Annotated in this window: 22 protein-coding genes and 2 pseudogenes; 10 read left to right on the top strand and 14 right to left on the bottom strand. The window is 71.5% G+C overall.

Annotation, left to right across the window (positions count from 1 at the left end; translation table 11 throughout):
* Nucleotides 1-2: 2 nt before the first annotated feature.
* Both OHA05_RS30645 and OHA05_RS30650 read right to left on the bottom strand, forming a co-directional pair.
* A complete protein-coding gene (locus OHA05_RS30645; protein WP_313943023.1) occupies nucleotides 3-473 on the bottom strand; it encodes a cation:proton antiporter regulatory subunit in 471 nt (156 codons plus the stop codon).
* A 165-nt stretch (nucleotides 474-638) separates the two neighbouring features.
* The gene (locus OHA05_RS30650; protein WP_328862299.1) at nucleotides 639-1904 is read right to left on the bottom strand and encodes an SGNH/GDSL hydrolase family protein; all 1266 of its coding nucleotides are present in this window, start codon (nucleotides 1902-1904) and stop codon (nucleotides 639-641) included.
* A 272-nt stretch (nucleotides 1905-2176) separates the two neighbouring features.
* Between OHA05_RS30650 and OHA05_RS30655 the strand changes: the two genes are divergently transcribed.
* Together OHA05_RS30655 and OHA05_RS30660 are read left to right on the top strand one after the other, a co-directional pair.
* Complete coding sequence (locus OHA05_RS30655) at nucleotides 2177-2989, top strand: SAM-dependent methyltransferase (protein WP_328862300.1); 813 nt, start codon at nucleotides 2177-2179, stop codon at nucleotides 2987-2989.
* 240 nt (nucleotides 2990-3229) lie between these two features.
* Entirely contained in the window at nucleotides 3230-3802 is a 573-nt protein-coding gene (locus OHA05_RS30660) for a hypothetical protein (RefSeq protein WP_328862301.1), read from the top strand.
* Between the two features lie 70 nt (nucleotides 3803-3872).
* Here the strand turns inward: OHA05_RS30660 and xylB are convergent, their stop codons facing one another.
* Nucleotides 3873-5351, bottom strand: coding sequence for a xylulokinase (gene xylB / locus OHA05_RS30665; protein ID WP_328862302.1), 1479 nt, complete (start codon nucleotides 5349-5351; stop codon nucleotides 3873-3875).
* A 177-nt stretch (nucleotides 5352-5528) separates the two neighbouring features.
* Here xylB and xylA point away from each other — a divergent pair, with 177 nt between their 5' ends.
* On the top strand, nucleotides 5529-6698 hold the full coding sequence (gene xylA, locus OHA05_RS30670) for a xylose isomerase (protein WP_328863484.1): 1170 nt from the start codon (nucleotides 5529-5531) through the stop codon (nucleotides 6696-6698).
* A gap of 277 nt (nucleotides 6699-6975) precedes the next feature.
* Here the strand turns inward: xylA and OHA05_RS30675 are convergent, their stop codons facing one another.
* The 3 genes from OHA05_RS30675 to OHA05_RS30685 form a co-directional block, all read right to left on the bottom strand.
* Nucleotides 6976-8253: an ROK family protein gene (locus tag OHA05_RS30675; RefSeq protein ID WP_313943017.1), complete on the bottom strand. Its 1278-nt coding sequence runs from the start codon at nucleotides 8251-8253 to the stop codon at nucleotides 6976-6978.
* A 3-nt stretch (nucleotides 8254-8256) separates the two neighbouring features.
* A complete protein-coding gene (locus OHA05_RS30680) occupies nucleotides 8257-8787 on the bottom strand; it encodes a toxin-antitoxin system, toxin component (RefSeq protein WP_328863485.1) in 531 nt (176 codons plus the stop codon).
* Between the two features lie 78 nt (nucleotides 8788-8865).
* Nucleotides 8866-9525, bottom strand: coding sequence for a helix-turn-helix transcriptional regulator (locus OHA05_RS30685; protein ID WP_313943015.1), 660 nt, complete (start codon nucleotides 9523-9525; stop codon nucleotides 8866-8868).
* A gap of 371 nt (nucleotides 9526-9896) precedes the next feature.
* Here OHA05_RS30685 and OHA05_RS30690 point away from each other — a divergent pair, with 371 nt between their 5' ends.
* The gene (locus OHA05_RS30690) at nucleotides 9897-10829 is read left to right on the top strand and encodes an MmyB family transcriptional regulator (RefSeq protein ID WP_313943014.1); all 933 of its coding nucleotides are present in this window, start codon (nucleotides 9897-9899) and stop codon (nucleotides 10827-10829) included.
* 148 nt (nucleotides 10830-10977) lie between these two features.
* Nucleotides 10978-12474 carry a M28 family metallopeptidase gene (locus OHA05_RS30695; RefSeq protein ID WP_328862303.1) on the top strand — a complete coding sequence of 499 codons (1497 nt, stop codon included), beginning with the start codon at nucleotides 10978-10980 and terminating at the stop codon, nucleotides 12472-12474.
* Between the two features lie 216 nt (nucleotides 12475-12690).
* Here OHA05_RS30695 and OHA05_RS30700 read toward each other — a convergent pair whose 3' ends face one another.
* Genes OHA05_RS30700 through OHA05_RS30710 form a run of 3 tightly spaced genes read right to left on the bottom strand, consistent with a single transcriptional unit; the run spans nucleotide 12691 to nucleotide 13954 of the window.
* Nucleotides 12691-12990, bottom strand: a complete 300-nt coding sequence (locus OHA05_RS30700; protein ID WP_313943011.1) for a hypothetical protein — start codon at nucleotides 12988-12990, stop codon at nucleotides 12691-12693.
* A 59-nt stretch (nucleotides 12991-13049) separates the two neighbouring features.
* Nucleotides 13050-13469 carry a hypothetical protein gene (locus OHA05_RS30705; RefSeq protein WP_313943010.1) on the bottom strand — a complete coding sequence of 140 codons (420 nt, stop codon included), beginning with the start codon at nucleotides 13467-13469 and terminating at the stop codon, nucleotides 13050-13052.
* Complete coding sequence (locus OHA05_RS30710) at nucleotides 13463-13954, bottom strand: ATP-binding protein (protein WP_313943008.1); 492 nt, start codon at nucleotides 13952-13954, stop codon at nucleotides 13463-13465. Before OHA05_RS30710 ends, OHA05_RS30705 begins: the two co-directional genes overlap by 7 nt.
* Before the next feature lie 124 nt (nucleotides 13955-14078).
* On the opposite strand from OHA05_RS30710, the gene OHA05_RS30715 reads away from it, so the two are divergent.
* The gene (locus tag OHA05_RS30715; RefSeq protein WP_313943007.1) at nucleotides 14079-14939 is read left to right on the top strand and encodes a helix-turn-helix domain-containing protein; all 861 of its coding nucleotides are present in this window, start codon (nucleotides 14079-14081) and stop codon (nucleotides 14937-14939) included.
* Complete coding sequence (locus OHA05_RS30720) at nucleotides 14940-15176, top strand: DUF397 domain-containing protein (RefSeq protein ID WP_313943006.1); 237 nt, start codon at nucleotides 14940-14942, stop codon at nucleotides 15174-15176.
* Nucleotides 15177-15309: 133 nt separating this feature from the next.
* Here OHA05_RS30720 and OHA05_RS30725 read toward each other — a convergent pair whose 3' ends face one another.
* On the bottom strand, nucleotides 15310-17217 hold the full coding sequence (locus OHA05_RS30725) for a M64 family metallopeptidase (protein ID WP_328862304.1): 1908 nt from the start codon (nucleotides 17215-17217) through the stop codon (nucleotides 15310-15312).
* 320 nt (nucleotides 17218-17537) lie between these two features.
* On the opposite strand from OHA05_RS30725, the pseudogene OHA05_RS38295 reads away from it, so the two are divergent.
* A pseudogene (locus OHA05_RS38295) lies at nucleotides 17538-18017 on the top strand (NACHT N-terminal helical domain 7-containing protein); the annotation flags it as partial.
* Nucleotides 18018-18096: 79 nt separating this feature from the next.
* Nucleotides 18097-20811 carry an NACHT domain-containing protein gene (locus OHA05_RS30735; protein WP_328862306.1) on the top strand — a complete coding sequence of 905 codons (2715 nt, stop codon included), beginning with the start codon at nucleotides 18097-18099 and terminating at the stop codon, nucleotides 20809-20811.
* 13 nt (nucleotides 20812-20824) lie between these two features.
* On the opposite strand, the gene OHA05_RS30740 is transcribed toward OHA05_RS30735, so the two are convergent.
* On the bottom strand, nucleotides 20825-21514 hold the full coding sequence (locus tag OHA05_RS30740; RefSeq protein ID WP_328862307.1) for an NAD(P)H-binding protein: 690 nt from the start codon (nucleotides 21512-21514) through the stop codon (nucleotides 20825-20827).
* Between the two features lie 68 nt (nucleotides 21515-21582).
* Nucleotides 21583-23342 (bottom strand): annotated as a pseudogene (locus OHA05_RS30745) (hydroxysqualene dehydroxylase).
* Nucleotides 23343-23489: 147 nt separating this feature from the next.
* Between OHA05_RS30745 and OHA05_RS30750 the strand changes: the two are divergent.
* Nucleotides 23490-23924: a YchJ family protein gene (locus OHA05_RS30750; protein ID WP_328862308.1), complete on the top strand. Its 435-nt coding sequence runs from the start codon at nucleotides 23490-23492 to the stop codon at nucleotides 23922-23924.
* A gap of 62 nt (nucleotides 23925-23986) precedes the next feature.
* Here the strand turns inward: OHA05_RS30750 and OHA05_RS30755 are convergent, their stop codons facing one another.
* Nucleotides 23987-24433, bottom strand: coding sequence for a hypothetical protein (locus OHA05_RS30755; protein WP_328862309.1), 447 nt, complete (start codon nucleotides 24431-24433; stop codon nucleotides 23987-23989).
* On the bottom strand, nucleotides 24430-25083 hold the full coding sequence (locus OHA05_RS30760) for a DJ-1/PfpI family protein (protein ID WP_328862310.1): 654 nt from the start codon (nucleotides 25081-25083) through the stop codon (nucleotides 24430-24432). The genes OHA05_RS30755 and OHA05_RS30760 overlap by 4 nt, the downstream gene beginning before the upstream one ends.
* Nucleotides 25084-25267 lie beyond the last annotated feature (184 nt).

Below are 25267 nucleotides of genomic sequence, written 5' to 3' on the forward strand. Positions count from 1 at the left end.
GGTCAGCCTCCGGCGATGATCTCGACAAGGGCGTCGACGCCCTCGCGCGTGCCGACCGCGACGAGCGTGTCGCCCGCCGCGAAACGGAAGTCGGGTCCGGGGGAGGGATGCGCACCGGTACGGCGGAGCACCGCGACGATCGACGCGCCGGTGCGGGTGCGGGCCTGGGTGTCGCCGAGGAGCCGTCCTGCGTACGGCGACCGGATGCCGACCGGGATGTGCTCGGTGACCAGGTCGATGCCGTCGGTCCGTACGGCGTCGATGGGCGCCGGGTCGATCAGATGGGCGAGGGCGGTGGCCTCGTCCGACGAGAGCGGGACGGACAGCAGACACGCGTCGGGGTCGTCGGGGGCGAAGAAGCCGAGGAAGCGCCGTCCGTCGTGGTGGACGACGACGGATATGTGCCGGCCCGCCTCGGTCGTGAAGTCGTACTGCGTACCGACTCCCGGCAATGAGGTACGACGGGTGCCCATGCTCGCCTCCCATGGCGTTGGCCGGCCCCCACCGAGGACGGGGTGGGCCGTGATGTCCGAGAGTTCGAACAGTCTACGTAAGCCGATCGATCCCGGCCCGTGTGGCATCTCCCGGGCCGGGGCGGCTGACCTGCGGCTCTCGGTACCTCCCGGTCGACCCGGCCGCTATCGGCGGGAGCAGCGCAGCTGCTCCGGGTCGACGGCGTCGGCCATCACCGGCATCCCCGCGTCGCCGGGGTGCAGATGGTCTCCGCTGTCGTACGCGGGCAGGATCCGGGACGGGCGGGCGGGGTCACGGACGGCCGCGTCGAAGTCGACGACCTCGTCGAACGCCCCGCTCTCCCGTACGAAGGCGTTGACCTCCTGCCGCAGCGCCTCGCCGCTGGGGCTCCACTCACGCCAGCCCTCGTACGGCATGACGGTCGCGCCGACCACGCAGATTCCGGCGGCGTGCGCGCGGTCGATGATCTGCCGGTAGCCCGCGATGAGGGCGGCGGCGGTGGGCGCGGGGGTCGCCTTGAGGTCGTTGACGCCTTCGAGCAGGAACACGGTGTGCAGCCCGCGCTGCGACAGGACGTCACGGTCGAGGCGCTTGAGGGCGCTCTGGCCCGAGCCGTCGCTGAGGACCTTGTTGCCGGAGATCCCTTCGTTGGCCACACCCTTGATCCGCGTGCGGGGATCGGCGGCGAGCCTGCGGGCGAGGAAGTCGGGCCAGCGGCGGTTGGTGTCGGCCGTCGACGAGGCGCCGTCGGTGATCGAGTCGCCGAGCGTGGCCACGGCGCCGGTGCCGCGCCGGGCGTTCACGACGGCGGCGTCGAGATAGAACCAGGAGGTGGCGCGGTCGGTGTACGCGGTGGCCGCCTCGTCCGGCGCGTGGTCGCCCGAAGGGGCGATCCAGGAGGTCTGGAGCGCCATCTTGTGACCGGTGGCGGGACCGCTCGCCTGCCGCACGTACAGACTGACCGCGAGATCGGCCTGCGGGCGGAGCGTGCCGCGCAGCGGGTCGCTGTAGACGGACGCGCCGGGCGCCAGGGTGACGGTGGGGGAGCCGCCGAAGCTGAGCTGCCGATTGCTGCCGGGCACCAGCGCCGCGCCGGTGGACCGCAGGCCGGCGTACGCCCGGCCGAAGGTCACGGGCCGGGTGCCGAAGGTGTTGGAGAGCCGGATGCGCAGTCCCTCGCCGCCCACGCTGGTACGGACGATGAGGCGGTAGGTGCGCTCCTGGAGGGCGGTGGGGCTGACGAGGTCCGTACTGGCGGCCCAGGTGACGACGGGCGTGGGGCGCGAGATACCGGGCACGGCATCGGCGCCCGGGACTGCCGGGGCCGCCCCGATCAGGGCGCCGGTCGCCAGCACGGCTGTGGTGAGGTGCAGGGCCCGGGTGCGCGGCCGTAACCGGGATCTGGGGGTGGTGGGCGGGGTGGTGTTCATGTGCCGGGGTTCCTCCCTTGCGGCGCGGGACCCGTCGGGCCCCGGGGCGACGGCATGGGCATGAGACGGAAGGCATGAACATGCCATTGATGGTGCAGGGGTCATTCACTCCCGGTCGGGTGCGCGGTGTCCAGACCGCCTGGGGCCGCACCCGACCTGCGGTGAACTCCCTTACTGAGTAACGGGGTTACTTGCCGGAGGGCACGCCTCCTGGGATGATCACCGATCGTTGAACCCTTGACCTGAGCACCTCCGCCCCCAAGGAGCCTCGTATGACCGGGACCGAGCCGACCAGCCCCAGGATCGACACCAGCAAGCCGCATCCTGCCCGTGTGTACGACTGGTTCCTGGGCGGCAAGGACAACTACCCGGTGGACGAGGAACTCGGCCGCCAGATCATGAGCATCGATGCGCGCGCCAAGCATGTCGCCCGGACGAACCGCTGGTTCATGCAACGCGTCACCCGCTGGCTGGCGGGGGAGGCGGGAATCACTCAGTACCTCGACGTCGGCACCGGCATTCCCACCGAGCCGAATCTGCACCAGATAGCCCAGGGCATCGCCCCCGAGGCGCGCGTGGTCTACACGGACAACGACCCCATCGTGCTGACGCACGCGGAGGCGTTGCTGCGCAGCACCCCGGCGGGCGTCACCGACTACATCCAGGCCGACGTCCGCGAGCCCGAGCTCATCCTCGAACAGGCCCGGAAGGTCCTGGACTTCGACCGGCCCGTCGCCCTGTCGCTGGTGGCACTCCTGCACTTCGTCGGCGACGCCGACCGCCCGTACGACCTGGTCGGCCGGCTCGTTGACGCGCTGCCGTCGGGCAGCTTTCTCGTACTGTCGCAGCTCACCTCCGACTTCGACCCGGAGGCGGTCCAGCGCGGAGTCCAGATGTACGCCGCCGGCGGAGTCACCCTCGCGCCCCGCACGCAGGCCGAGATCGCGCGCTTCTTCGAAGGTCTCGACGTGGTCGAGCCGGGAATCGTCCAGCTCACCCGGTGGCATCCGGAACTCGCCGTCGACGAGGCGGCCGAGGGGAACGAAGGGGCGTCGCTGTACGCGGCGGTGGGGCGCAAGCCGTAGCGGGCGCGCCGAACTCGTGTCTCCCGACCGTCCGGAGGGTGGGGGAGTCGCGTGCCGGGAAGGCAGGATGCATGGGCATCTTCCGTCGACGTCGCCGGTCCACGTCACCCGGCGACCGACAGCAGCGCTAGCGGATCAGCGTGGAACAGGGGAACGGTGACTACGCGCGCGTTCTCGACGAGAGCGGCGCCGTGGCCGGCCTCTGGCTCGAGAAACCCGCACCACGCCCATGACACCTTGATGATCGACGCCCTGCTCCACAAGCTGGACCAGCCCGCTCTGATGGGTGAGGCTCATCGTGTCGTCGCCAACACGGTCGACGGCAAGGGCGGATTGTTCGTCATGTTCGGCGGCCGGCGCGCCCCCGGTGAGCCCGAGCCCGCGCCGTTCGCGCACGACGAGGGCTTCGCCGGTGGCGAAGGAGCGGCCGCCGGCCGATCGTTGATGATCAACGGCCACCGGTACCCGCTGCACGAGGAGTTCGAACCCTTCCGCCGGGACGCGGCGGCGGGCAGGATCGCGCTGCTCAGAACGACGATCTCCGGCCTGACCATGGGCGACCGGATGCGGCTGTTCGACGTCGTGGCGGCCGTCTTCGGCGAGGACTGTCCCGAGACCCGCGCGGTGGTCGGCGCGGGCTTCCACTGCCTCACCTGCTTCCAGGGCTACTCGGCGATGGTCATCCAGGTCCGCGATCATCTGCGCAACGGTGGACGGTCGAACCTGCGGGACATCACCGAGTGCCGTGAATGCGGAGGGACGGACGCGGTCTGGGTCTACCGGCCGCCCGCGGAGGCGGCACCGACTCAGTAGCCGGTGCCGCCCGGCCGGGCCGGCCGAACGGGTCGGCCGGCTCGTTCAGCCGGCTCCCGCCTGTCGCGGGTCAGCGGGTGAGCAACGCCGGCGTCGCCCGCTCCAGCACCTCCGAGACCCGCTCCCATGTCTCCATGTCCCTTTCCACCGGCGGAAGGTGGGCAGCGCGGCCGCCCTGCCAGCGGCCCGCCAGCGCCACCGGGTCCTCGCCCGAGGCCGCTGCCGCCGCCAGCGCCGCCGCTCCCACGGCGACCAGCTCCTCGCTCTCGGGGATCAGCAGGGGCCGTCCGGAGAGGCGGCGTACGGTCTCCACCCAGTACCTGCCCCGCGCTCCGCCGCCCACCAGACGCAGTGGGCGCGACGCGACGTCCGCGTCCGCCGGGTCCGTACCGCAGGCGCGCAGCACCTCGTCGAGGGCCCGCAGCACGGTCACGACAGCGCCCTCGTAGGCCGCTCCGAGGATCTGCTGGCGGCTGGTGGTGTGCCGCAGTCCGGTCAGGAGTCCGGAGGCAGCGGGCAGATCGGGTGTCCGCTCCCCGTCGAGGTACGGCAGCAGGACCACCTCGCCGCCCGCCTCCGCCGTGTCCCGGCTCAGGCCGAACAGGGTGGCGATCCGGTCGACGGCCTGGGTGCAGTTCAGGGTGCAGGCCAGCGGGAGGTACGTGCCGTCGGCGGCGGCGAAGCCCGCGAGGACCGCTGAGGCGGGCCGGGTGCGGGTCGCCGCGAACACCGTGCCCGACGTGCCGAGGCTCAGGGCCGGATGGTCGAGCAGCCCCGCGCCGCCGAGCCCCAGCCCGACGGCCGCGGCCATGTTGTCCCCGGTGCCGGCGGCGACCGCGATGCCCGCGGGCAGTCCGAGGTCGTCGGCCGCCGCGTCGATGAGTGAGCCGACACGGGTGGCGCCGGTCTCCGCGACCTCGGGCAGCAGATCCGCCTCCAGTCCGACGAGCTCCAGCAGCCGCGGGTCGTAGGCGCCGGTCGCGGTGGAGTACCAGCAGGTCCCCGAGGCGTCGCCGGGGTCGGTGGCGGCGGTGCCGGACAGCCGTTCGGTGAGGAAGTCGTGGGGGAGGCGCACGGCGGCGGTGGCCTTCGCGGCGCGCGGCTCGTTCTCCCGCAGCCACTGCCACTTCGCGGCGGTCATCGAGGCGACGGGCACCGAGCCGGTACGGGCGGTCCAGGCCTCCGGGCCGCCGAGCGCCTCCGTGAGCGCGGCGGCCTGCGGGGCCGAACGGGTGTCGTTCCACAGCAGCGCCGGGCGCACGGGACGGCCGCTGCTGTCCAGGACGACCAGACCGTGCTGCTGTCCGGCGACCGCGATGCCCGTCACGGTGGAGGCGGACACGCCGGACTCCCGCAGCCCGATGGCCACCGCCTCGCGCAGGGCGTTCCACCAGACCTCGGGGTCGGTCTCGCGAGCGCCGTGGTCGCCGCTGACCTGATGGGCCGCGCGGCCGACGGCGAGTGTCCTGCCGCTGGCCGCTTCGATGAACGCCGCCTTGGTGGACTGGGTCGAGCTGTCCACGCCGATGACGACAGCCTGCGTCGGCATTGCCTCCACCTCTCCGTCCGGGACCGGTCCCGTCCAGGGCCTATTTGGCCGTGGGAGAAACAAATTACGTCAACCCATCGCCGGGGAACAGGTGTTGCGGGGCTTCAGAGATCGGCGGGGGAAGTGCATTATTAGTAAGGCCAGAAAACAAACTGTGGATCGAAGGCGGTCATGGCGATGACGGAACGCTTCACCCCCACCCCCGAGGACCGGTTCAGCTTCGGCCTCTGGACGGTCGGCTGGCAGGGCAGGGACCCCTTCGGGGACGCGACCCGGCCGCCTCTGGACCCCGTCGAGTCCGTGCAGCGGCTCGCCGCGCTGGGTGCGTACGGCGTCACCTTCCACGACGACGACCTGATCCCCTTCGGCGCGACCGAGGCGGAGCGCGAGTCCCACATCAAGCACTTCCGCCAGGCGCTGGACAAGACCGGTCTCGTGGTGCCGATGGCCACCACCAACCTCTTCACCCACCCCGTCTTCAAGGACGGCGGCTTCACGTCCAACGACCGGGACGTGCGCCGCTACGCCCTGCGCAAGACGATCCGCAACATCGACCTGGCGGCCGAGCTCGGGGCGCAGACCTATGTCGCCTGGGGCGGGCGCGAGGGTGCGGAGTTCGGCGCCGCGAAGGACGTGCGGGCCGCGCTCGACCGGATGAAGGAGGCGTTCGACCTGCTGGGGGAGTACGTCACCGAGCAGGGCTACGACCTGCGCTTCGCCATCGAGCCCAAGCCCAACGAGCCGCGCGGCGACATCCTGCTGCCCACCGTCGGCCATGCGCTGGCCTTCATCGAGCGCCTGGAGCGGCCCGAGCTGTACGGCGTGAACCCGGAGGTCGGGCACGAGCAGATGGCCGGGCTGAACTTCCCGCACTCCATCGCGCAGGCCCTGTGGGCGGGGAAGCTCTTCCACATCGACCTCAACGGACAGAACGGCATCAAGTACGACCAGGACCTGCGCTTCGGCGCGGGCGATCTGCGGTCCGCGTTCTGGCTGGTGGACCTGCTGGAGACGGGCGGCTACGAGGGCCCGCGCCACTTCGACTTCAAGCCGCCGCGCACGGAGGACTTCGACGGGGTGTGGGAGTCCGCGGCCGGGTGCATGCGGAACTACCTGATCCTGCGGGAGAGGGCCGCCGCCTTCCGTTCCGACCCGAAGGTGCAGGAGGCGCTGCGGGCCGCCCGGCTCGACGAGCTGGTCCTCCCGACCGCCGAGGACGGGCTGGCAGCGCTGCTCGCGGACCGGTCGGCCTTCGAGGAGTTCGACGTGACGGCCGCGGCGGAGCGGGGAATGGCCTTCGAGGCACTCGACCAGCTGGCGATGGACCACCTGCTCGGGGTGGCCTGACCGTCTGCCGGGCAGGGCCCAGGGTGCTGTCCCGGAGCTACGGATCTCCGGGAGGGCCGGGCGGGCTCGAGAGGTTGGACGGGGCCGGGTGGGCTCGAGAGGTCGGACGGGCCGGGCGGGCCGGGGCTGTTCAGGCCCGTCCGGCGGAGGCCGACACCCGGGCCACCCGGCGAACGAGGTCAGGCCCGTCCGGCGGAGGCCGACACCCGGCCCACCCAGCGGCCGGGGTCAGGCCCGTCCGGCGGAGGCCGACACCCGGCCCACCCGGCGACCGGTGTCAGGCCCGTCCGGCGACCGAGGGAATCGCGTACGCCACCGGGTCCGTCAGCACGTCCTGCACCACCAGCGCCGCGGCACCCCGCGCGGCGTCCGCGGCGGGGGAGGAGGCCCGGAGCCGGTCGCCGCCCTCCGGCCACAGGCCCGACACCACCCGTCCGCCCAGTTCCGCACCGGCGGGCGGGGCGAGCCAGGGCACCAGGGGGCGGTAGATCCCGCCGAGCACCACCGCGTCCGGGTCGAAGAGGTTGACCGCGCCGGACAGCACCCGGCCCAGCATCGACCCGGCACGCTCCAGTGCTGTCAGCGCTGCCGCCTCACCCGCCCGGGCCCGGCGCTCCAGCTCCGCCACGGCCACCGCGCCGTTCGTCTCGTCGATGCCCGCGGCACGCAGCAGGGCGGACTGACCCGCGTACTGCTCCAGACAGCCGCGCGAGCCGCAGCGGCACTCCGGACCGTCGGGCGTGACGACGACATGGCCGATCTCGCCGGCGAAACCGTGCGCCCCGCGCAGCAGCTCGCCGTTCAGAACCAGGGCGCCGCCGACACCGATCTCACCCGTCAGGTACAGGAAGGTACGCATCGCGCCGAGGCCGCCGAACCACAGCTCGGCCAGCGCCGCCAGGTTGGCCTCGTTCTCCGAACGGACCGGCAGCGCGGGCAGTCCGGGGTGCAGGGCGGCGAGCGCGTCGGCGAACGGGAGCTCGGCGGCGACCTGGCTCCACCCGAGGTTGGGTGCCTGCCGCACGGTGCCGGCGGCGACCAGGCCGGGCAGCGCCAGGGCGGCTCCGACCGGCTGGAGCTGCTGCTCGACCGCGGACGTCAGCGCGCGGGCCGCGATACCCGCGGCGCGCGCGAGCACCCGGGCGGGCGGCGCACCGCGGTTGTCGAGGTGCTCGACGAGCCGGACCCGGTCGGTGCCCGCCAGGTCCACCACGCACACGGACACATAGTCGACGTTGATCTCGACGCCGATCCCCGCGACTCCGGTCCGGGCGACCTTCAGCACCGTGCCCGGGCGGCCGGCCTGACCGCTGAAGGTCTTGCCGGACTCCGAGAGGAACCCGCTCTCCAGCAGTTGTTCCACCAGGGAGGAGATGGCAGCGCGGGTCAGGCCCACCCGGGCGGAGACCCCGGCCCGCGTCACCTCACCGGCCTCGCGCACGGCTCGCAGCACCAGGCTCAGATTGTGTCGTCGCACCGTGTCCCTGTCGGCCTTGGGCTCCAGCGGTGTGCGGCCCACCGGGCCGGCCAGTGTTACGCGTGCGGGTGGTTCCACGAATCAGCCCTGTGGCCCGCGATATCCCAGGGACGCCTCGATCCGTCCGGCGAGACCGTCGCGGCTGACAGGGCCACGGCCCGTCGAACCGGCCAGCCAGGAGCGGCACTTGCTGCTGAGCAGCAGCCCGAAGCTCTCCGCCTGGTTCTCCTCGGCCTGGTCGAAACGGGTCCTGGCCGCGACCTTGAGGACGGTGGCCTGGAGGTCCGCCTCGTCGGAGAGCAGCCGTGCGGCGACCGCCGCGCCGTCGACATGATGCGTGCAGTGCCCGGCCTTCATGTGCCAGAGCTCATGGCCGAGGATGACCAGCTGGTGGTCGGGCGCGGTGCGCTCCTCGATGACGATCAGGTCCTGGTCCCTCATGTCCAGCCAGAGGCCGCTCGCCGTGCCCGGCGGAAAGGTGGCCGTGCGGTAACGGACGGGCCGGCCGCGGCGTCTGCTCATGACGCCGCACAACGCGCCGTAGAGATCGGTGGGAGCCGCGGGGGCGGGCAGGTCGATTCCGGCTACCAGCTCGCCGCACAGCCGGCGCATCTCCTTGCCTATGCTCACCGTTCTCCTCTCCCCGTCAGCGGTTGTGTGCACACGTGCGGTGTCGAGCCTGGCCTGAAATCAGGGGTCCGTCGGGTCCGCAGGATCTGCCGGCGAGGTCGGTTTGACGCTCTCCAGCAGCAGGTCGAGCCACTCGGTGACCTTGTCCCGGTGCTTGTCGGTGGGCAGTTGGGCCGCGCGCCAGGCGATGCCGCGTACTCCATGGTCCTGGAGCAGGCGCTCCAGCGGGTCGCCCTCGCCGGCATAGTCCTGAAGCAGCCGCTGCTCGGTGCGCTGCAACGCACCGTTGAGCGCGTCCGCGTCCTCGGCCGTGAGGAAGCCCGCGTGGACCTTGAAGAACCTCTGGATCGCATCGCAGTGCTCCATGGTGGGGCGACGGTCGCCGTTGATGAGAGCACCTGCCTGCTGACGTGACATGGCGGCGCCGTCGGCGATCTCCTGCTGCGTGTACCGGCGGCCGTTCGGTTTGAGCCGGGTCCTGCGCAGCAGGTCGAAGCGCTGCAGAAAGCGTGTCTGGAGGTCGGGTTCGCCGGCCGGCAGGCCGTCGAGCAGTGAGCTGACCACATCGGCGGGAACGCCCGAGGCCTCCGAGAGCTGATGCACGTCGAGGACCTCGCCGTAGCTCAGTCCGAGCTTGCCTGCGAGTTCGGCGACACGGGCGGCCGACGCCGCCAAGGGGCCTGCGGCTGCCGGGCCCGGAACCGAGAAGCCGTCTGTCACCAGTAGGTCTCCTAGATCACGCGAGGTCGCTCCGCACACAGTTGGCTGCCCGGAGATTAGCCGCTGGAAGAAAATACAGCCAGGTCTTGCCACAGCTGTGGCGCGATCTGAACGCTCTACGGCGCGGAATGCCACGATAGTTGACATGGCTGCTTCCGCGGTAGCAGGATCGCCAGGCGGGGTGAAGATCCAAAGGGCGCTGCCGCAGCGGGACTTCGAGAAGGGTGGCGTTCTCGATGACACATGAGGCGGGCGTTGATCGGCCTGGTGTCCATGGTCGACGGACGTGTGCGGCGACGAACCGCGGCACGGTCCGGTCGAGACGGCTGACCGACGTTCTCCGACGGCGCCGGGAGGAACTCGGGCTGAGTGTGGCGGATGTGGCGGCACGGCTGGAGATCAGTACGGGCGCCTACGGCAGCTGGGAGCGCACACCGGCGCAGGAATGGACCGACGAGAGGCTCTCCGCGCTGGTCAAGGCGCTGGAGATGACGGACCAGCAGGGCGGCTGGCTGTTCCGCCTCGCCGTCGACCGCGATCCCCCCTACGCCTCGGCCGAACCGTGGGCTTCTTCTACGCCCGTAGCTCCGCTGGGACCCGCGCGGCCGTCCGGACCGGCCTTTCCGTCCGGGCCCGTGCGTCCGTACGTACCGGTGCCCGCGCCCGCGCTGCCCGCCGAGCCGTCCGCGCCCGCCGAGCCGCACGACCCGGAGACGCAGGCGTATCTGCGGGACTACGCCGCGATGATGGACGCCGTGCCGCTGCCGTCGGTCCTCTTCGACAGCCGCTGGGACGTGGCGCACGTCAACCCCGCCTTCCACGCACTGTTCCGGGGAGTGGGGGAGCACCCCACCGCCATGCCGGACCAGAACTTCCTGCGGTTCGTCCTCTTCCACCCGGACGCGGGCTCCGTGCTCGGCGACCGGGAGACGAGCTGGTGCCTGCCGCTGCTCGCCCAGCTGGAATCGGCGCTCGAGAGGTACGAGGACGACCATGTCCTTCAAGCCATTCGTGACGACATCGCCGACGATCCGATCATGGATGTCGCCTACCGCTGCGGGCTGCCGCACTGGATGCGGATCACGGGCGCGGCCGCCGTCCACCACGACGGCGCCGTACGGCCGTTGCACCACCCGGACCCGCGCTGGGGCCACACGGATTGCCGGATCGTGGACGAGACGCCCGCGACGCTTCAGGACCGGGGCTTCACCCGGATGACGCTGGTGCTGCACGAACGTCGGAGCGCCGCCCCGCCGTCCGCGCGCCGGGGCAAGCCGCATCTGCGGGCGGTCGCCGGCGGCTGAGGACCGAGCGCGTCGCGCGCGGGCCCGGCGCGGCGGCAGCAGGCGGGGTGGGTGCCCTTCGCGGCACCAGGCGAGGCCTCACCGAGCCCGTCGTCCGGCCCCCGCCCGTGCCCTTGTCAGGTGCTCGGCGCGCCACGACCATGACCTCATGTCGCAGCAGACGCCAGAACCCACCGGTGATCACGCCCTCCCCCCTGGCACCAGCCGCAGATCGGTCATCGCTGCCACGGCCGGCACCGTCGCGCTCGGCGCGACGCTGTCCGGAGCCGGAGCGACGCCCGCGGCCGCCGTCACCGAGGAGACCGTCACGGGCACCGCCCCGGTGCGGCGCGGTCGCACCCCGGACCGGGACCTCCCCGCCACCGCGCAGCGCCCTTCCCGTGAACTGCGGGCCCTGCTCGCGGAGATCGACACCGACCGCATCGAGGCGACCGTGCGCAAGCTCGCCTCCTTCGGCACCCGCCACACCCTCTCCAGCCAGGACGACCCGGAGCGCGGCATCGGTGCGGCCCGCGACTGGATCTTCGCCGAGCTCAAGCGGTACGCGGGTGTCAGCGGTGGCCGGATGACGGTGGAGCTCCAGAGCTACATCCAGGAACCGGCCTCACGTATCCCCGTGGCGACCCGGATCACCAACATCGTGGCCACGCTGAGGGGTTCGACGGACCCGGACCGTGTCTACGTCGTCTCCGGACACTACGACTCACGTGCCACCGATGTGATGGACGCCGTGGGTGACGCGCCCGGCGCCGACGACGACGCCTCGGGTGTGGCCGTCGCCATGGAACTCGCCCGGGTGACGGCGAAGCGGCGCCCGGCCGCCACCCTCGTGTTCGCGGCCGTCGCGGGTGAGGAACAGGGACTGTACGGGGCCGCTCACATGGCCCGGACCTTCGCGTCGGCCGGGGTCGACCTCCAGGGCATGTTCACCGACGACATCGTCGGCAGCCCGACGGCCGACGACGGCAGCAGGGACCCGTACACCGTCCGGCTCTTCGCCGAAGGCGTGCCCACCGCCGAGACCCCCGCCGAGGCGGCCACCCGCCAGTCGGTCGGCGGCGAGAACGACTCACGGTCGCGCCAACTGGCCCGTTTCGTGCGGGACGTCGCGGACAACGACGCCACCGGCATGCACGTCCGGGTCGTCTACCGCAGAGACCGCTATCTGCGCGGCGGCGATCACATCCCCTACCTCGAACGGGGCTTCGCCGCCGCCCGGTTCACCGAACCGGCCGAGGACTACGCCCACCAGCACCAGGACGTGAAGGTGGTCGACGGCAAGCAGTACGGGGACCTTCCGGAGTTCTGCGACTTCGCCTACATCGCCCGTGTCGCGAAGGTCAACGCCGCCGCGGTGTGGACCCTGGCCCAGGCGCCCGGCACCCCCAAGGGCGCGAAGATCCTCACCAGTGCGCTGACGAACGCGACCGAGCTGGTGTGGGAGCGGGGCAAGGAGAGCGATCTGGCCGGTTACGAGGTCGTCTGGCGGGAGACCACCGATCCCGAGTGGACCCACGTCGTGCGGGCGGGCAACACGACGCGGCACACCGTGGACCTGTCCAAGGACAACGTCTTCTTCGGCGTCCGGGCCGTGAACCGGGCCGGTCTGCGCAGTCCGGTCGCATTCCCCGCCCCGCAGCGCTGAACACCGGATGGATCAGGGGGCCGGAGCCGGGAACCGTTCGGGGCCCGGTCCCGCAGAACGCCCCCAGCGCCCTGCGGGACCGGGCCCCGCCCCGCGAGGCCATGTCCCCGCCCTTCCCCCAGGCAGGGTCGCGGCCTCTCCCCCATCCCCCCTTTTCCCCGTTGGCCTGTGTCCCCGGCTCGCCGTCAGCCGGGGCTGTCCTTCGTCGCGCGCGGCTCAGCGCAGGGCGGCGACCGCCCACTCGGCCGCGACCACCACGGCCACTCCCGCGCCCAGTACCGCTGTGGCCACCCGTGTACGCCCCTGCTTGCTCAGGACCAGTGCGCTGCCGGAGAGGATCAGCGCGATCCCGTAGAACCCCATCGTCAGGACGGAGTGTGTGCTGCCGAGCCGCAGGACGAGTGTCAGACCGACCGCGACCATGATGAGCGCGGAGAGCACGATCCGGACGTGGCGTGCCTGACGTGGTGTGAGCCCCTGCCGCTCCGGGCCCGAACTGGCTTCTGCTTCTGACATGTCGGGAAGATTAGCCGTCTCGTCCCCGCTCAGGCGGTCGGGTCCAAGACGTGCGCCGCTCATGCGCTCCGAACGCTGCCGACGCCGGCCGTCCACAGGGGAGCGGTGCCGGTGAGCTGGCAGGCGACCAGGTACAGCGGAATCGGTGGTGTGTAGGGACTGGAGTCGTCGGGCCGCCGGATGAGCCGCGGGTTCACGGCCGGTACGTACGCTCCTTCGGCGTAGTGCGATGGCAGCGGCCAGGTCAGCTCCTGGTCGGAGCCGGCCGGCACGATCCACCACCACCAGTCGGTGTCGGCGAACACGCAGCCGTTGCGCGGCAGCCGGCCGAGCATCCGGAAGCCGTGCCGCGCGGGCACGCCCACGGCGTCGCAGCCCAGGGTGGGTACGACCGTGGGCGGGAGCTCGAGCCGGGTCAGCCCGTGCCCCCTCGTTCGGCTGCCGCCCCGGACCAGGAGCGTCACCAGATTTCTCAGCACGGCCTCGCCGCCCCGCGCGGAAAGTCCACCCCGTAGGGGATGTCCACGTGCGGCAGCTCCGCCCAGACGATCCGGCCGGCGCCGTGGTGCGGTACGTGTGCCCCCCAGGAGCTGGACAGGGACTCGACCAGCAGGAGTCCGCGTCCGCGCTCCTCCTCCTGCACGGCGTGGCACACATGCGGGCCGGTGGGTGTGCATCCCTGGTCCTGGACGCTTATCCGCAGGTGTTCGACGTCGTTCAGAAGTTCGCACGAGACCAGGTGACCGTCGGCGTGCACCACCGCATTGGTGACGAGCTCGCTGACGACCAGCATGGCCGTGTCATGGACATCGCCTTCTATGCCCCAGCACTGCAATCGCTCACGGGTGAGTTTTCTGGCCCGTGAGACGCATTCGGCGCGCGCCGGCAGCTCGAAGCCGTACCGATGGTGGTCGGCCTCTGAGCACGGGTCCAAGAGTGGGGCAAGGAGCGCGTCGAGGTTCACCGCACCACTGTCCCGCTGTAATAGTCACCTTGGCAAGGCCCACTCTGAAAAATCCAGAGTGGGCATATTCATCCATGCAGGCGCGTGGCACACTGCTCGCAACAGCACGTGGGGAGGTCTCGAAGTGAGTGAACCGCGGTCCGCCCCCACCGTGGGGCAGGTCGTACTCGGCAAGCGCTTGCAGGATCTGCGCGAGCGAGCCGGGCTGAGGCGCGAGGAAGCCGCGAAGGTTCTTCGTGTGGCCGCGGGCACCATTCGCCGGATGGAGACCGCCGAGGTCGCCCTGAAGATCCCGTATGTCCAGCTTCTGCTGGGTGCGTATGGGATCCATGAGGAGGAGGCGCGCGGCTTCATAGAGCTGGCCGAGGAAGCCAATAAGCCGGGATGGTGGCAGCGCTTTCACGATGTGCTGCCTGGCTGGTTCTCGATGTACGTCAGCCTGGAGGGCGCGGCCAGCATCATCCGTGCCTACGAGCCGCACTTCGTGCCGGGTCTGCTTCAGACGGAGGACTACGCCCGGGCGATCATGCGCGGCGGCGCCGTCGGAGGGACCGACTCCGCGGACATCGAGCGTCATGTGGCGCTGCGGATGGAGCGGCAGGCACTCCTCACCCGGCACGACGCCCCCAGGCTGTGGGTGATCATGGACGAGACGGTGTTCCGCAGACCCGTCGGCGGTCCCGGCGTCATGAGAGCGCAGATCGACCGGCTGCTCGAAGGCGCCCAGCTGCCCAACGTCACCTTGCAGATCGCGGAGTTCTCGACCGGACACCACCCCGGCACCTACGGGCCGTTCGTGCTGTTCCGGTTCGCTGTCCCCGAGCTCCCGGACATGGTCTACAGCGAGTACCTCACCGGTGCCGTCTATCTCGACGCGCGCCCGGAAGTGGCCTCGCATCTGGAGGTTCTGGACCGCATGGCGGCTCAGGCCGCGACTGCGCAACGCACGAAGGAGATCCTCAACGATCTCCGCAAGGAGCTGTGAATGGATCACATATACAACGGCATGCCTGCCGCCGACCTGGGTGAGGTGGGCTGGCACAAGCCGTGGAGCGGCGGGAACGGCGGCAACTGCTTCGAGACCATGAAGCTCGCCGACGGCCGTGTCGCGGTGCGCCAGTCCGCCGATCCGGACGGGCCCGCGTTGATCTACACCTCCAGCGAGATCGCCGCCTTCATCCAGGGGGCCAAGTCGGGCCAGGCGGACTTCCTCCTCACCTGATCACGTCCCTGGCCGCTGCCACCTGCGCCTTTTCGATGCTCACCATCGCCGGCCAGGGCTTCCGGGCCGGTACACGAACACCATGTCGGCGACGCCCCGCGGGGCGCCGCCGACATGCTGTTCCCGGGCGGATTCAGCGGGTGGCGCCCGGCGGGACCAGCGTCGCCAGGAACGCCTTCGGCGCCGAGACGTTCCCGGCCGCGTCGATCGTGCGGTGTTCGATCGTGTGCGTTCCGTAGTCAGGGGTCGCGTCGTCCCAGGGCACGGCACGTGAGGCCCCGAGCTTGCCGTAGACGAGGTCGTCGATGACGGTGCCGCCGGGCGTGAAGCGGAAGGGCGCGTCGGCGTCGGTCGGCCAGCCGTAGTACGTCTGCCAGCCGTCGCCGTCGACCCGGAACTGCGAGACGACGTGCCCGGCCCGGTCGTCGCGGGCCGTCAGCTTCATCGTGAAGGGGCCGTCGTACACGTACTCCACGGGCCGGCCCGGCCGGTGGACCGTGCGCAGGGGCTCGGACAGCGCGTACCGGCTGCTCGCCGGGCTCGCGTCCACCGTCCAGTTCAGCGTGGTGGCCGTCCCGGCGATCCGCGCGGTGAGGCGGTGGCTGCCCGGACGCAGCCGCAACGCGCCCAGGTCGAGATCGCGGTCGTTGCCGGGGTTGGCCAGCGGGCGGCCGTCGATGCTCCACCGCACGGCGAGCGCGCGGTCCGCGGGGTGCGTCGTGTCCGCGTACACGACCGCCTCCGAGCCCACCGGGGCTCCGGTGCCCGTGTGACCGGTGAAGGCGGCCGGGACCGCCTCGGGCGGGGTGGTCACGGCCGTGTCCACCGTCCAGGTGACGGTGCGTGTCAGGGCCGACGAGCCGCGGATCGCCGGGTCGCGCACGTACGGCGTCGGGTCCGTGACCGTCGCGGTCAGCTCATGGGTGCCGCGCGGCAGACGCAGGCTGCGCAGGTCCAGCGAGCGTGCGTCGCCGGCCCGGTGCAGCGGGCGGCCGTCCAGGCGCCAGACGACGTCCAGCTCACCGCCGACCGGATGCAGCGTCTCGACCCACACCGTGCGGTCGTCGCCGACGGGCGCGGTGTTCGGTGCGTGGCCCTGGAGGAGGTTCACCTTGCCGGAGATCTTCTGGACCATCACCTCGCGCCCCACCTGGTCGAACGCGTAGCCCAGCGTCTTCATGATCGAGTGCTTGCTGGGCCGCCAGACGCCCTTCGTGGCGTACATACCGCCTTCGTGGCGTCCGATGACACCGCCCGACTCGCTCTTCTCGCCCAGCCAGCGCCACCACTTCGCGCGCTGCTGCTTCATCTGGTCCTCGGTGAGCACGGTGTGGTGGGCGGAGTTGGGCTCGCCGCCCTCGTGGGTGCCGCCGGGAACCCCGCGCCCGTAGTAGTCGTACTCGTCCTGGAGCTTGCCCAGGGAGTGGCCTATCTCGTGCGGGGTGATCAGCGAGGACAGGGCGTTGCCGCCGGAGGCGGTGGCGTACGTGCCGCCGGCGCCGCCGTACGTGTCGCTGTTGGCCAGCGCGACGATCTGCCGGTTCGCGTCCGCCGACCCCGGCACGAGGTCGGCCAGCGCGCTCGCCGCCCCGCTGTTCACGGTGAGCAGGCGCTGCACGCTGCCCGCGTTGCAGCCGCCCCAGAAGCCCATACCGAGGGCGGTGTCGCGGCGCGGGGAGTCGAGTCCGGGGTCGCAGTCCACCCCGGACTCGGCCGAGGGGACCTCCACGGCCCAGACGTTGATGTAGGAGCGGTAGGAGGCGAAGGGTTCGACGGACCAGAGCACGTTGAGGTGCTTGTCGACGTCGGCGCGGAAGGCGGGCATCTCTTCGGCGGTGTAACCGTCGCCCATGAGAACGATGTTGAAGCGCTTGTCGGCCGGACCGGTGGTCTGTACGGGGACGACGGTCGCGGCCTCCGTGACCGGTGGGGCCTCCTCGGCGGTGGCCGGGTGGGCGGCGGCCAGCAGACAGCCGGCCAGCAGGGCGCCCGCGGTGGCGAGCAGCGTCGCTCTTCGTGGTCGTGCACCGGGTGAGGTCATGAGGCGGGAGCGTAGGGGCAGGCCCAACGGGCCGTAAAGATTAGCGAGTTGACTGTGTGATGGCTGAAGGCCGCGGTGGCGCGCGGTCGGCCGGCGCGACGGCAGCCTCACGATCGAGAGCATCACCCGCTGGGACGCGTACGACTCCGTCTTCGCCGTCGACACCGACCGAGGGGCGCGAAGGGATCTGCCCCGCCCGGCCCGGCTCGGCCGGGCACACCGGCCCGCCCACGGCGTGATAGACCGTTACCCGTTGGGTGAGGACGACACGGCCGGGGGATGCGGTGCGGGGACGAGGACTGCTCGGCTACCAGGACGCGGTGGCGATTCTGACCGGAGACAGCGCGGGGCTCGCGGCAGCCGACCGTGCGCTCGGCGGTGCGTTGTCCATGGCAACCGGCGGAGTCAGCGACGCGGTGCTGAGCGTCTTCGACGCCCAGGGGCGGATCCTGCGGCTCGGACGCGATCTGACATCGGGACTCCGCGGGAATCTCGGCGCTGCCGATCGCGCCTCGCGCACCGAGCTACTGGCCGCCGCGCACACCGTGCTGGTGGTCACGGCGTACTTCGAGGCACTCGGGGAACTGGAACTGCCCTTCCGTCTCGATCAGTTGGAGCTGACCCGTCGTGAACAGCTCACGCTGTCCGGGGCGGGGGACGAGCAGGGGCTCCTGGCGACGCTGCTGTCGGCCGGGGTGCCGCAGCCCGCGCCGCACCTGCCCTACGAGGATGCCGTCCGCGCGATCCACCGCTGGTACTGCTCGTGCTCCGGGCGGCTGGTGGGCTTCGTCGAGGGGCTCGCGGTATGGGACCGGCTCGACGAGCGCTGCCGTGCCACCGCCGTGGACGCCATCACCCACCCGCTGAACGAATCTCGCCGTGAGCCGGTACGAGGAGCTCTACGCACAACTGGCTCTGGAAGTACCCGAGTTCGGGTTCTGGACGGGCCGGGTCGACCATCAGGCGACCCGGGTGACGGTGCGTCAGGCGCTCGCCGGAATCGAGACCGTACTCGCGGGACTGAGTGCTCCCGGACCGCTTCAGCACGCTGCGGCGGCACTCGCGACCGGCTACCGTGCCGCTCTGCCCCGCCCGATCCTCTCCGAGGTCAAGGCGTCCGCGGACATGACGATCCCCGAGCTCGGCGAGGGGTACGTCGACCCCGACTTCCGGGTCCGCGCCGTACTCGACGGTGCCCATGGGCCGGCCGAGGAAGGATGGTGGGAGTCCGAGCCCGTACGGTCCGACCTCACCGAGTATCTGGCCGGCGTCCTCACCTCCGTCGCCGCGACGACCGCCCCGCTGGTCGTCCTCGGCCAGCCGGGTGCCGGCAAGTCCGTGCTGACCAAGATCCTCGCCGCCCGCCTTCCCACCGCGGGATATCTGCCCGTACGGGTCGTGCTGCGCGACATACCCGCCGACGCGGACGTCCAGGACCAGATCGAATACGCGGTCCGCGCCGCGACCGGCGAGCGGGTGTCCTGGCCCGAGCTGGTCCGGGCGGCCGGCAGCGCGGTGCCCGTGCTGCTCTTCGACGGCTTCGACGAACTGCTCCAGGCCACCGGCGTCAGCCAGTCCGACTTCCTGATCCGGGTGGCCCGCTTCCAGGAGCGCGAAGCCGACCAGGGGCGGCCCGTGTTCGCGCTGGTGACGAGCCGCACCGCCGTCGCCGACCGCGCCCGCTACCCGGACGGCGCGGTCGCCCTGCGGCTCGAACCCTTCAGCCGCCGCCAGATCGAACGCTGGCTCGCGGTGTGGAACCGTCTCAACGAGCCCGGGCTGACCGAGCGCGGACTGCGGCCGCTGACCGCGTCCGTGGCCGCCCGTCACCGCGTGCTCGCCTCCCAGCCGCTGCTGCTGATGATGCTCGCGCTGTACGACGGCGCCGCCAACGCCCTCCAGGGCGGGGCGGGTGACGACGAGCCGCTCGGCGAGGCGGAGCTCTACGAACAGCTGCTGGTGTCCTTCGCGGTCCGCGAGGTGGGCAAGTCGGCCGAGGCATGGACGGCCGCCGAACTGGTCCAGCGGGCCGAACAGGAGCTCCAGCGCCTGTCCCTGATCTCCTTCGGCATGCTGAACCGCCGCCGCCAGTGGATCACCACCACCGAGGCGGAGCAGGATCTGGCGGCACTGCTCGGCCGGGCCGAGCCGCCCGGCGACGGCTTCCGCGCCCCCCTGAACCGGGGCGAGATCGCGCTCGGCCGGTTCTTCTTCGTCCAGCGCGCCCAGGCGAGCCGCGACGACCAGCGGCTGGCGACCTATGAGTTCCTGCACGCGACCTTCGGGGAGTACCTCGCCGCACGGCTCGCCGTCCAGCTCCTCGAAGGACTGCTCGACCAGCGGCCCGCGCTCGCCGTCGGACGCGTACGGGTCGACGACGACCTGCTGTACGTCCTGCTGTCCTACGCGCCGCTCTCCTCCCGCCAGATGCTCCGCTTCGTCGGCGCCAGGATCCGCGGGATCGCCCCCGGGGACCGGACCAGGCTCGGCGAACTCCTCGTCACGGTCATGGCCGAACACCGGGGCCGTACCGAGCACCGGTTCGCCGACTACCGACCCGCGTTCCGGGCCACATCCTCGCGCCACGGTCTCTACGAGGCCAACCTGATCATGCTGACGCTGCTGGTCACCGGTGGGATGCGGGCCGGTGAGCTGTACCCCGACGACGACAACCCTCCGGGCACCTGGCACCGGCGGGTGCTGCTGTGGCGGTCCGCCTTCACCGAACCGGAATGGACGGACTTCGCCCTGGCCCTGAGTCTGCGCCACACCTGGCACGAGGGCCGGGGGGAACTGGACATCAGGCCGGCCGAGGACCTGCTCGACTCCCCGGAGCCGGTCGACGCCTACTGGCTGTACGGCCGCCCGCCGGGGAGCGCGGACCGCAACAGAAGGATCAGCTGGGCGCGGCCCTACCCGGACCAGATCCGGCACAAGCTGGCGGTGTCGGCCGGTACCAACGACGGGGTCGTGCTGCACGCGGTCGACCCCCTCTTCCGCCGGCTGGGCCCCGCCGTCACCACCTTTGTGGCCACCCCGCAGGGTGCGGCCACCTCGGTGGCCCACGGTCTCACCGCCCTGTGGCTCGCGAGCGGCCTCGGCGTGAGCGAGAGCGAACTGGCCGCGCTGTACGAGCACTGTGCGATGTTCCTCGAACCGTGGAGCGCTCTGGACGAGGAGTCGCTCGGCCTCACGGCCCGGCTCGTCCTCGGGCAGTTGGTCACGGACGCCGCCCTGCTGCCCCCTGCCGTCGTCTGCGCCGTGCTGAACGCACCCGCCATCGAGCGCCTCGACACCGAAGGCCTCGCCCTGGCCGTGACCGCGGGCCTGACGGCCCTGCACGCCCACCCCTCGGACGCCACTCTCCAGCAGTACACCGCCATCTATGCCGACGCCCTCGGACGCGCGTACCCCGCGAGGCTGCTCGGTCTGTGGTCGCAGAACCCCTGGCACGAGGAGCGGCTCCGCCCGGAGGTCGCACGGCTGCTCGCGACCTTGTCCGAGGACGACCTGAGCCCGGTCCCCGCCGAACTCCTCGACCGGGCACGCAGATCCCTCGACGGCTCGGCGGCGCGACCGCCGGGATCCGGGTGAGGCCCAGTGCGTTCTACCGCCGCCGGACGTTGGCTTCGACGGCGTCCCGGATCGGGACGGATCCCGTGGTGAGTTCGAGGATTTGCCGGCCGATGCGGGGTTCGTGCAGCAACGCGGCGAGAGTCGCGGCGACATCGGCGCGGGCCACCTGGCCGTGGAACTCGGCCGGTCCGAGCGAGACGGTGCCCGTGCCGGGATCATCGACGAGCAAGGACGGCCGAAGGATCAGCCAGTCCAGATCGCTACGGCTGAGCGCGATGTCTGCTTCCTTCTTCACGGCGAAGTAGTACTCGACCTCCTCGCCGAGGTCGCGCTCCCGCCAGGACTCCGGGAGCACCGAGACAAGCGCAAGACGACTCACTCCTGCTCGGCGAGCCGCCTCGATCGCCTTCGCGACGCCGTCGCCGTCGATCGCCTTGGTGTCCTGCGCACTGCCGCCGTTCGACCCCGCACCGAACACGACGGCGTCGACGGTTCCGAAGGCCGCCGCCAGCGCGTCCACGGACACTTCGGCGAGATCCCCGACGACCGCATCGACGCCGAGCGCCGCGAGGTCCGCCCGCTGTTCCTCGCGGCGCACGAGCCCGTGGACGGTGTCGCCCCTGGAGAGAAGCTCCTGTGCGAGCAGCCCGCCGGTCCTGCCCGTGATCCCGATGATGAAGGCATCCATGCCGGCGTCCAACATTCCCATCGCCACCGACATTCCGGCATTCCGCACAGGCGACCCCGGCGTCGTACGGGGCGGTCCTCCGCAGGCAGGTGAACGCCCGCTCAGCCCAGATCGAAGAGGTTCCGCAGGCCCAGCCGGTACGCGTCCGGTCGTGGCGCTTCAGGGCCTCCACCTCAGGGGCACGGAAGAGGGGTTTCACCGTGCAGCGGGCCGCCGTCGAACCGACGCGGTCCAGCAGGCCGTTGACCGCCGCGCGGGCCGAGGCGTTCGCGCCCTCCATCGTGGCGAGGTCGATGTCGACCAAGACGTAGTCGCCCGCCAGGAAGAAGTTCGGGATCTTCGTGACGGCCGACGGGCGGTTGTGGAGAGTGCCGACCGGGTGGATTAGCAGTTCGTCGTCGTTGGTCGGGTGAGGGGTGCCGATGCCGTCCACGCCCGGGTCCAGGAACCATGAGTGCAGGGTGCTGTCCTTGAGCACGACCCGGCCGGTGTCGTTGAGGGCCGCCTTCAGCTGGGCCCACACCTCGCGGGCGACCTGCTCACGGGTGCACTGCTTCGCGGTCCTGCCGTACAGGATGCCGGGCCGGTCCCACTCCGAGATGTCCACCGAGACGCAGTCCACGGCCACGCCGTCCCCGTAGTCGGCCGGGAAGTCACGGTCGGGCCAGTGCCCGGCCTGCTGAATCGCCGTCAGGGACCAAGGGGAGTCGATGCAGTTGAGATGTCCGTCGATCAGCGGCGCGCTCTCCGTCAGATAGAACTGGATGCCCGTCATCCAGTCGGTCTCCAGCCGGTCGCATCGCGCCAGCTGCGGGTCCGCGGCACGGAGCCCGGCGCCCCAGGTCCGGCGCGCGTGCTCCACGGGGATCGCGGAGATGTAGTGGTCGGCGGTCACCGTCCGGCGCACGCCCTGCGGGTCCTCGATCACCGCGGCGGTGACCTTCCCGGAGCCGTACGTCACGTCCCGGACGGTCCAGCCCACCCGGAACTCCACGCCGAGACCGGTGAGATGCTCCACCCACGGGTCGATCCAGGCCTCGTTCGTGGGGGCGTTGAGGATCCGGTCGAGCGGTCCGTCGGCGCCCCTGCCCAGCGCGTTGAAGGCGAAAGCCTCGAGGAGCGTGGCGACCGTACGCGTACTGGCCTCCTCGGCCTTGGTGGCGACGATGTTCCTGGTGAGCCCGATGGCGAGGACGCGCTGGTAGTCGTAGCTCATCCGGCCGGCCCCGATGAAGTCCCACCAGGGCGTGGCCTCCCAGGTGGCGTCCCGGCGCTCGGCGCAGCTGGTGAGGAAGACCAGACCCCGGTTGACGAAGTACGCGGTCTCCAGCGGCGGGATGCCCAGCGCGGTGTCCAGCAGGGCGGTGAGCGCGCGGCGGATTTCGTCCAGGGTGAGATCGGCGGGCTTGTGCCCCGGCCAGGGGAGCGGGATCCGGAGATCCTCACGGCCGGTGCGCGTGAACGACATCTCGGGGGGTGCCACGAGGTTGTCCCACACGCCGTTCGGGTTACCCGGGAAGGGGATGCGCCGCATCGTGTCCGGGAGGTTGTGATAGATGCCGGGAATGAAGCGGAAGCCGTGCTCCGCGGGTAACGGCTTCCTGGTGCCCTTGGCGCTGCCGGGCACGTCCATGCTGCGCGCCTTGCCGCCGAGCGCCCTGCGCTCGTACACCGTGACCCGGAAGCCGCGCTCGGCCAGTTCGTGCGCGGCCGTCAGGCCGGCGACACCGCCGCCGAGCACGGCGACCGACTGTGCGGCCCGGTTCCCGTCGGCCGTGGTGTGTCCTGCCGCGGCGGCCGGAGCCGCAGTGGCCGCCGTGCCCAGCGCCGCCGTGCCGCCGACCGCTGCCGCCCCGGCCATGAAGGTGCGTCGTGAGTTGCCCACCCGGTCCATCCCCAACCCCTTACCGACGGTAACAGTCGCGTCCGGCGCAGGAGCATACGGAGATCCCCCGTGACCCGGAAGCCACACGTGCGCCCATTCGTTCAATGGCTGGAAAATGGAGCCATGTCCCGACGCAGCTCCCGCTCCCGCCGCACCGACGAGCCCGCCTTCTCCGCCGCATCGCCCTGCCCCTGCGGGCTGCCGGCCCCCTACGGCGAATGCTGCGGGCGGTACCACTCGGGTGCCGCCGCAGCGCCGACGGCCGAGCTGCTGATGCGCTCGCGCTACAGCGCCTTCGTCCTGCTCGACACGCAGTACCTGCTCCGTACCTGGCACCCCGCCACGCGGCCCGGTCACCTCGAACTCGACCCCGCCATGCACTGGGCCGGTCTGGAGATCCTCCAGACGATCGACGGCAGTCCTTTCCACTCCTCCGGCCTGGTCACCTTCCGTGCCCGCTACCGGCACCACGGCAAACGGGGCGCGCTGCACGAGCGCAGCACCTTCGAGCGGCAGGACGGCGCGTGGGTCTACGTGGACGGCACCTTCCTGGACTGACGCGCCTCGATTGATGTGCCTCGACCGACGCGCCCGGGACGAGTCGCCGGGTGCGGAGCGGATCAGGCCCCCGTGGTCGACCCCGGGCGCACGATCATCAGGACCGTCACGGTCGCCCAGAGCAGATTGAACATGCCCGTGTACATCGCGAGCCGGGAGCCGGCGAGCGCGCCGAAGTCGTCCAGCACGGCGCTCTGCCCCGGCAGGACGAGCAGTCCGAGGACCAGGGCGGCCACCACGGTGAGCACGATGGACACGATCAGCCAGGTGTCACCGAGGACATGGAGACTGTTCGCGGTGGCCAGACCGAAGACCGGTACGACCACTCCCACCAGGGCGTAGACCCGGCAGATGCGGTGCAGATTGCGTACGGCGCCCACCGCCTGCCCGCTCTCCGGCTCGGCGGCGGCGCGCCGGACCGCGGCGGGGAAGGCGCTGGCGGCGACCGTCACCGGACCGATCGCGATGATCGCGGCCAGGACATGGACGGCGAGAAGGAACTCGGTCACGCCGCGACGCCCTGTCGCCCGCCACGGGCGCTCCAGACGGTGCCGCGCCGCTCGTACTGGAAGAGCTGCTCCACCGCGTGCGCCACCCGTGGCCCGAGCTCCCGCTCCAGGAGATACAGACCGACATCGAGTCCCGAGGTGACACCGCCGCCGCTGACCAGATCGCCGTCGTCGACGACCCGCGCGTCGATCGCGTGCACGCCGGCCTCGGCGAGCGCGTCGAGGCCCAGGTGATGTGTGGTGGCCCGGCGGTCGCCGATGAGCCCGGCCATGGCGAGGAGCAGGGAGCCGCCGCACACCGTGGCCATGGTCGGACCGGGCCGGTCGCACGCGGCCCTGAGCAGGGGAGCGAGTCCGGTGCCGAGGCTGCGGGCCAGGATCGCCGCGACCGTGTCCTCGCCGCCGTCGTCGGAGATACGCCCCGCGGCACCCGGCAGGACCACCAGATCGGCGCGGCCGGGGTCGAGCGCAGCCACGGCCCGCAGCGAGAGCAGCCCCATGCCGGACGGCACATCGCGCGGGCCCTCCGCGGAGACCAGTTCGACGGTGAGGCCGCCGCCGGCAACAGCGCCGCCGGCGCCGAGCACTTCGTAGGGGGCGATGACGTCCAACGGGTCGAAGCCGTCGAACAGGACGATCTGGGCGTGCATCGGCACCAGTCCTTGTCTCTCGTGGTCTCTCGTGTCCGGGCACCCGTCCGGGGACCCGGAACGACGCTAGGGAGCGTGCCGGAGCATCGACAGTGGCGTGAATGCCACAGTCCAACGGATTCCCGCCAGCAGGGCATTCAGTACGCACGGATACGGGGAACAGCCCGAGGCCGCTTGGCCGGAA

It is taken from the genome of Streptomyces sp. NBC_00306, assembly GCF_036169555.1.
Lineage (GTDB): Bacteria > Actinomycetota > Actinomycetes > Streptomycetales > Streptomycetaceae > Streptomyces > Streptomyces achmelvichensis.

Coding starts and splice junctions, on each gene's coding strand:
- OHA05_RS30645 (WP_313943023.1), bottom strand. CDS start 473: ATGGGCACCCGTCGTACCTCATTGCCGGGAGTCGGTACGCAGTACGAC.
- OHA05_RS30650 (WP_328862299.1), bottom strand. CDS start 1,904: ATGAACACCACCCCGCCCACCACCCCCAGATCCCGGTTACGGCCGCGC.
- OHA05_RS30655 (WP_328862300.1), top strand. CDS start 2,177: ATGACCGGGACCGAGCCGACCAGCCCCAGGATCGACACCAGCAAGCCG.
- OHA05_RS30660 (WP_328862301.1), top strand. CDS start 3,230: ATGATCGACGCCCTGCTCCACAAGCTGGACCAGCCCGCTCTGATGGGT.
- xylB (WP_328862302.1), bottom strand. CDS start 5,351: ATGCCGACGCAGGCTGTCGTCATCGGCGTGGACAGCTCGACCCAGTCC.
- xylA (WP_328863484.1), top strand. CDS start 5,529: ATGACGGAACGCTTCACCCCCACCCCCGAGGACCGGTTCAGCTTCGGC.
- OHA05_RS30680 (WP_328863485.1), bottom strand. CDS start 8,787: ATGCGCCGGCTGTGCGGCGAGCTGGTAGCCGGAATCGACCTGCCCGCC.
- OHA05_RS30695 (WP_328862303.1), top strand. CDS start 10,978: ATGTCGCAGCAGACGCCAGAACCCACCGGTGATCACGCCCTCCCCCCT.
- OHA05_RS30700 (WP_313943011.1), bottom strand. CDS start 12,990: ATGTCAGAAGCAGAAGCCAGTTCGGGCCCGGAGCGGCAGGGGCTCACA.
- OHA05_RS30720 (WP_313943006.1), top strand. CDS start 14,940: ATGGATCACATATACAACGGCATGCCTGCCGCCGACCTGGGTGAGGTG.
- OHA05_RS30725 (WP_328862304.1), bottom strand. CDS start 17,217: ATGACCTCACCCGGTGCACGACCACGAAGAGCGACGCTGCTCGCCACC.
- OHA05_RS30740 (WP_328862307.1), bottom strand. CDS start 21,514: ATGTCGGTGGCGATGGGAATGTTGGACGCCGGCATGGATGCCTTCATC.
- OHA05_RS30750 (WP_328862308.1), top strand. CDS start 23,490: ATGTCCCGACGCAGCTCCCGCTCCCGCCGCACCGACGAGCCCGCCTTC.
- OHA05_RS30760 (WP_328862310.1), bottom strand. CDS start 25,083: ATGCACGCCCAGATCGTCCTGTTCGACGGCTTCGACCCGTTGGACGTC.